The sequence below is a fragment of the Paenarthrobacter sp. TE3676 genome, assembly GCF_056279165.1.
The window spans coordinates 797539-803991 of the sequence record NZ_JBWBQU010000001.1 but is presented as its reverse complement, the minus strand read 5'-3'; the positions used below and the strand labels follow the sequence as shown (position 1 = coordinate 803991).

Below are 6453 nucleotides of genomic sequence, written 5' to 3'. Positions count from 1 at the left end.
CGGGCAAGATCACCAGTGACTCCGAAGAACACCAACGACGACGGCCCGGCAATACGATTCAGGCGCCGATCCCGCGGATCCCGCAAAGGATTCCGGAGACCGGCGTTCTTCCTGCCGTTTTCAGTTTCTGGCATGTTTGGTTCTGTGCCTTAGCTTTCGAGTGCGCTAGCCTGGTTGGCCAACGCAGCGACGACTTCCTGGAGTTGGGCTACGCCCGCAGCGCGCTCAGTGAGGTGCAGGCGCAATACCGGGCGGCCATGGCCTTCCAGGACCTGGGCGTCGCCCGAGGCCTGGGCAGCAATGAGCTGACCGAACGTGAAGGGCCGCTCCGGGATCTCAAGATCAGTGGAGGATGCTGCAGTGACCTGCAGGAACACTCCGATGGCCGGTCCACCCTTGTGGAACTGGCCAGTGGAGTGCAGGAACCGCGGGCCCCAACCGAACGTCACCGGACGCCCGCTGACGGCGGCGAGTTCGCCGCGGATGCCTTCAAGCGGTGCATGGGAAATGCGGTCAAGATAGGCCTGAACGCTCAAGTAACCGTCTGTGCCGAGCTGGCCAAGGAGCGCCTGCACGGCTTCGCTTGCCGTCGAGGCGCTACCGAGCCATTCGCCGCCGCGTACTTCCACTGCGCCGTCCGTGAAGGCCGCTGGAGTGGGTTCGGGGCGTGCGTCCAGCAAGCCGCGCGCGGCCACCTTGGCGGCCTCGACGTCGGGCTGGTCAAACGGGTTGATGCCCAGCAGGCGACCCGCCACGGCGGTGGCAAACTCCCACACAAACATCTGCGAAGCCAGTCCACCGGCAATGGCAACCTCGTTTTCACGAAGTTCTACGTCCGCATCGGCGTCCACCAGCCGGACCACCAGGATGTCTTCGGCACCGTTCAAGGCTTCCGGGGATTCCGGGCCTGCTACGACCGGCAGCACGCCGGTGCCCAGCTTGCCGGTGGATTCAGCGATAAGCTGTTCGGCCCAGTCGGCGAAACCGACTATGCCTGATCCGTCCTCGGCGATGACGATCTTGTTGCGCAGCGGGCTGGTACCACCGAGGGCGATGCCGAGCGCCAGACCGATGTTGTCAGCTGAGTCCTCGTTGAGGATCTCAGCAGCCTCTTCTGCTTCGTCCAGGAACGCCTGGATGTCCACGCCGGCCAGCCCGCAAGGCACCAAGCCAAATGCGGTCAGCGCTGAGAAACGGCCGCCAACGTTGGGGTCAGCGTTGAACACTGCACGGTAGCCGGCTTCGCGGGAAGACTTATCCAGCGGAGAACCCGGGTCGGTGACAATGATGATCCTGCTCTTGGCGTCGATACCGGCATCATTGAACGCCTTCTCGAACACGCGGCGCTGGGAGTCAGTTTCCACGGTGGAGCCGGACTTGGAAGAAACGACGATAGCTGTTTCCGCCAAGCGGTCCGCCAAGGCCGCACTGACCTGTTCAGGATCAGTGCTGTCCAAAACAGTCAGCTCGACGCCGGCAGTGCCGGCAATGACCTCGGGAGCCAACGAAGACCCACCCATGCCGCACAGGACAATGCGTGAGACGCCGTCGGCGCGGAGGGCATCGCGAAGTTCCAGAATGCCTTCGACCAAAGGTTGGGACACGGTGGCAGCCTCTACCCAGCCGAGACGAATCGCCGACTCAGACTCCGCTTCAGGACCCCATAGAGTGTGGTCTTTCGAGAAAATCCGGGTTGCGATCTTTTCCTCGACCAGGCTGTCAATGTGCTGGGCGATGGCCTGTTGGGCAGCACCGCTGGCGTCGTAGCTGATTGTGCTCATGATGGGTTAGGAAGCCTTCCGTGCGGTGACGAGTGCGCCTTCGACGTCGGCGAGGAGTTCCTTCCAGGAGCCTACGAACTTCTCGAGGCCTTCGGTCTCGAGGAGGGTGACGACGTCGTTGTAGGAGACGCCGAGGGCTTCGAGGGCGTTGAGGGTCTCGTTCGCTTCGTCGTAGGTGCCGGTGATGGTGTCACCGGTAACGACGCCGTGATCGAACGTGGCGTCGAGGGTCTTTTCCGGCATGGTGTTGACCACGCCTGCTGCGACGAGCTCGGTCACGTAGAGGGTGTCCGGGTAGGCCGGGTCCTTCACGCCAGTGGAGGCCCACAGAGGACGCTGGGGGAGCGCGCCGGCCTCGGCCAGCACTGCCCACCGCTCTGTGGAGAAGAGCTCTTCGTAGACCTGGTACGCGAGGCGTGCGTTCGCGACGCCGGCTTTGCCCTTGAGTGCCTTGGCTTCATCGGTGCCGATGGCGTCAAGGCGCTTGTCGATCTCGGAGTCCACGCGGGACACGAAGAACGAGGCCACTGAGTGGATCTTGGAGAGGTCGTGGCCGTTCTCCTTGGCCTGCTCAAGGCCGGACTGGAAAGCGTTGATGACCGCGCGGTAGCGCTCAAGGGAGAAGATCAAGGTCACGTTGACGCTGATGCCCTCGGCCAGCGTAGCCGTGATGGCTTCGAGGCCTTCAAGCGTTGCCGGGATCTTGATGTGGACGTTGTCCTTGTTGACCTTGGCGTAGAGGTGCTTGGCCTCGGCGATGGTTCCTGCGGTATCCCAAGCAAGGCGAGGGTCAACCTCGATGGAGACGCGGCCATCCACACCCTTGGTGGCGGCGGCGATGGGAGCGAAGAGATCGCAGGCGTCAACGACGTCCGTGGTGGTGATTTCGAAGATCGTTTCTTCGACGCTGGCACCGGCCGCGGCCTGCGCTGCGATGGTGGCGTCGTAATCCGTGCCGGCAGTGATGGCGGCGTGGAAGATCGACGGGTTGGTGGTCACACCAACAACGTTCTTCTCGTCGATGAGCTTCTGCAGGGTGCCCGTCTCCAAGCGGTTGCGGGAAAGGTCATCAAGCCAGATGGAGACGCCGGCGTCTGAGAGCTGCTGTGTGGGAGTTGTAGACATGTGTTTTTCTCCTTGTGAGAGGGAAGCAGGCTGTTATGCGTTGGAGTCTGCGAGGGAGTCTTTTGCTGCGGCGGCAACAGCTTCGGCAGTGATGCCGAATTCGTTGAAGAGCCGCTTGTAGTCAGCCGAGGCGCCGAAGTGCTCCAGTGAGATGGAACGGCCGGCGTCGCCGACGAATTCGCGCCAACCCAGTGCGAGACCGGCTTCAACCGAAACACGGGCCTTCACGGAGGCCGGGAGTACGGACTCGCGGTAAGCCTCGTCCTGCTTGTTGAACCATTCAACGCACGGCATGGACACGACACGCGCTGCGATGCCTTCAGCCTGGAGGGCTTCGCGGGCCTGGACTGCGAGCTGGACTTCGGAGCCGGTGCCGATCAGGATGACCTGCGCGTCAACGGTTTCGCCGTTCTTGGAGGCCTCAGCCAGGACGTAACCGCCCTTGGCCACACCAGCGGTGGAGCCGAACGTGTCGCCGCTTGCTTCACCTTCGCCGCGGGCGTAGGTGGGGATGTTCTGACGGGTCAGGACAATGCCCGCCGGGTTCTCGTGGTTCTCCAGCATGACCTTCCATGCCGCGGAGACCTCGTTCGCGTCGCCGGGACGGACAACATCCAGGCCCGGGATGGCACGCAGGGAGGCGAGCTGTTCCACCGGCTGGTGGGTGGGGCCGTCTTCGCCCAGGCCGATGGAGTCGTGTGTCCATACGTACAGGGAGGGAACACCCATCAGCGCGCCGAGGCGGATGGCCGGGCGCTGGTAGTCGCTGAAGATCAGGAACGTGCCGGAGAATGCGCGGGTGCGGCCGTGCAGGGAAATACCGTTCACGATCGACGCGGCAGCGTGCTCACGGATACCGAAGTGCAGCACACGTCCGTACGGGTTGCCCTTCCAGGCGTCCGTTGAGCGGGACGTCGGGATGAACGACGGCGAGCCTTCAATGGTGGTGTTGTTGGACTCCGCGAGGTCGGCTGAGCCGCCCCACAGCTCCGGCAGGACCGGGCCGATGGCGTTCAGGACCTTGCCCGAGGCTGCACGGGTGGAAACGTCCTTGCCTGCTTCGAACACGGGGAGGGCAGAGTCGATGCCAACGGGGAGCTTCTTGGCTTCGACGCGTTCCAGCAGGGCAGCAGCGTCCGGGTTGGCGGACTGCCATGCCTCGAACGAGCTCTGCCAGGCAGCGCGGGACTCGGCGCCGCGGTCCAGGACCTTGCGGGCGTGTGCCAGAACTTCTTCGTCAACATCGAAGGACTTGGCCGGATCGAAGCCGAGTACGGTCTTCAGTGCTGCGACTTCCTCGGCGCCCAGGGCGGAGCCGTGGATCTTGCCCGTGTTCTGCTTCTTCGGTGCCGGGTATCCGATGATGGTGCGCAGCGAAATGATGGACGGCTTGTTCATCTCAGCCTTGGCAGCGAGCAGTGCAGCGTAGAGTTCCTGGACGTCTTCGACGTAGTCGCCGGTCTTGGTCCAGTCAACGCGCTGGGTGTGCCAGCCGTAGGCCTCGTAGCGCTTGAGGACGTCTTCGGTGAAGGCGATGTCGGTGTCATCTTCGATGGAGATGTGGTTCTCGTCGTAGATCACTACGAGGTTGCCCAGTTCCTGGTGGCCGGCGAGCGAGGAAGCCTCGGACGTTACGCCTTCCTGGAGGTCACCGTCGGAAGCGATGACCCAGATGGTGTGGTCGAACGGCGATTCGCCGGCGGGAGCATCGGCGTCGAACAGGCCACGTTGGCGACGCTGGGAGTAAGCGAAACCAACAGCCGAGGCCAGGCCCTGGCCCAGCGGGCCGGTGGTGATTTCCACACCGGCGGTGTGCTTGTACTCCGGGTGGCCCGGGGTCAGTGAACCCCAGGTACGCAGTGCCTCGAGGTCCTTCAGTTCCAGGCCGTAACCGGAGAGGAACAACTGGATGTAAAGGGTCAGCGAAGTGTGGCCGGGGGACAGGACGAACCGGTCGCGGCCGAGCCAGTCCGGGTTCTTCGGGTCATGACGCATCAGCTTCTGGAACAGCAGGTACGCTGCCGGAGCCAAGCTCATCGCCGTACCAGGGTGGCCATTGCCGACCTTCTCCACGGCGTCGGCGGCCAACACGCGAACGGTGTCAACAGCCTTCTTGTCCAGATCGGTCCATGACAGTTCTTGCTCTTCCAAATGTGGCACGAAAACCGAGCCCCTCTCTGTGCTGACGGCAGGCGTATGGACACGGCACGCAGGAAGCACAGGATGGCGCCCGCTGCAATGTGTCTACCAGCCGTTCACCATTGAAACGTTGATCTCTCATCCAGACGCACGGATATCCAAGAATACGGTTTCCCGGATCGTCAACGTGTGCTGATCTGCTCAACAGCTTAGCCCTAAACGTGTCATGGAACTCAGGGAATCCCACTAACTGGACAGAATTTCCCTTATATGAATCACTATGGCCCGGCGGAGGAGTGAAGATTCGGAAACATTGGCGTATTTTGCGGACATCGGGCCGCTTTCCGCCACGGTATGATATTTGGAGGCCAGCAGCGGTTCATGCGCCCGGTTCGAGGGACGGCAGCCGCTGCGAGAACCCCAGAGCATAGAACAGAGTGACTGCCGCCGTGAGCACAACTGATACGCCCCTTAACGCGTCCCCGGCCCGGGGAAGCGTCGGAATGTCCCGTAAGTTCAAGGCGTATCTGGCTCTGACGAAGCCCCGTGTCATTGAGTTGCTCTTGGTCAGCACGCTTCCCACCATGATCTTCGCGCAGCGCGGCTTCCCGTCCATCGGCCTGATCCTTGCCACCCTCGTTGGTGGCGCGTTCGCTGCGGGCAGCGCCGGCGTCTTCAACTGCTACATCGACCGCGACATCGACAAATTGATGCACCGCACGGAGAAACGTCCGCTGGTCACCGGTGAAGTGACTCCCCGCGAAGCTCTGATCTTCGCCTGGATCCTTGGTGCCGCCTCCATCGCAATCCTGTGGTTTGGCGCCAACCCGCTGTCTGCTTGGTTGGGCCTCGGTGCAATCGTCTTCTACGTGGTGATCTACACCATGATCCTCAAACGCCGCACTGCCCAGAACATCGTCTGGGGTGGCGCTGCCGGTTGCTTCCCGGTGCTCATCGCCTGGGCGGCCGTCACCAACACTGTCGAATGGCCCGCCATCGTGCTCTTCATGGTGATTTTCCTCTGGACGCCTCCTCACTACTGGCCGCTGTCCATGCGTTACGGCGAGGACTACCGCAACGCCAAGGTTCCCATGCTCGGCGCCATTGCCGGCGCGAAGGTGGTCTCCGTACAGGTAGTTCTTTACGCGTGGGCCATGGTTGCCTGCTCGCTGCTGATGATCCCGGTGGGCGGGGCCGGGTGGGTCTACACGATCGTAGCTGTTGCTGCCGGAGCCTGGTTCCTCTACGAGAGCCACGCATTGTACAAGCGTGCGCAGGGTGGCGACGTTTCCAACAAGGGGGCCATGAAGGTGTTCCATGGCTCCATCAGCTACCTGACGTTGCTCTTCATCGCGCTGGCCGTTGATCCGTTCATCGGCTCAGCGATCGTCGGCGGCTAGCCCACCAA

General features: G+C 62.6%; 4 protein-coding genes. 1 reads left to right on the top strand and 3 read right to left on the bottom strand.

Translation table 11 applies throughout. From position 1 onward, the window contains the following. Positions 1-149 precede the first annotated feature (149 nt). The 3 genes from ACZ881_RS03885 to tkt are packed head-to-tail and all read right to left on the bottom strand — an operon-like array spanning position 150 to position 5066. Entirely contained in the window at positions 150-1781 is a 1632-nt protein-coding gene (locus tag ACZ881_RS03885; RefSeq protein ID WP_476112637.1) for a glucose-6-phosphate isomerase, read from the bottom strand. A gap of 6 nt (positions 1782-1787) precedes the next feature. Then, positions 1788-2906: a transaldolase gene (gene tal / locus ACZ881_RS03880; protein ID WP_476112635.1), complete on the bottom strand. Its 1119-nt coding sequence runs from the start codon at positions 2904-2906 to the stop codon at positions 1788-1790. A gap of 33 nt (positions 2907-2939) precedes the next feature. Continuing rightward, positions 2940-5066, bottom strand: coding sequence for a transketolase (gene tkt, locus ACZ881_RS03875; RefSeq protein ID WP_476112633.1), 2127 nt, complete (start codon positions 5064-5066; stop codon positions 2940-2942). A 416-nt stretch (positions 5067-5482) separates the two neighbouring features. Here tkt and ACZ881_RS03870 point away from each other — a divergent pair, with 416 nt between their 5' ends. Next, positions 5483-6445: a heme o synthase gene (locus ACZ881_RS03870; RefSeq protein ID WP_476112631.1), complete on the top strand. Its 963-nt coding sequence runs from the start codon at positions 5483-5485 to the stop codon at positions 6443-6445. Positions 6446-6453 lie beyond the last annotated feature (8 nt).

What these genes read in the sequence shown, in the direction of transcription:
- ACZ881_RS03885 (WP_476112637.1), bottom strand. Translation starts at nt 1,781, where the DNA reads ATGAGCACAATCAGCTACGACGCCAGCGGTGCTGCCCAACAGGCCATC.
- tal (WP_476112635.1), bottom strand. Translation starts at nt 2,906, where the DNA reads ATGTCTACAACTCCCACACAGCAGCTCTCAGACGCCGGCGTCTCCATC.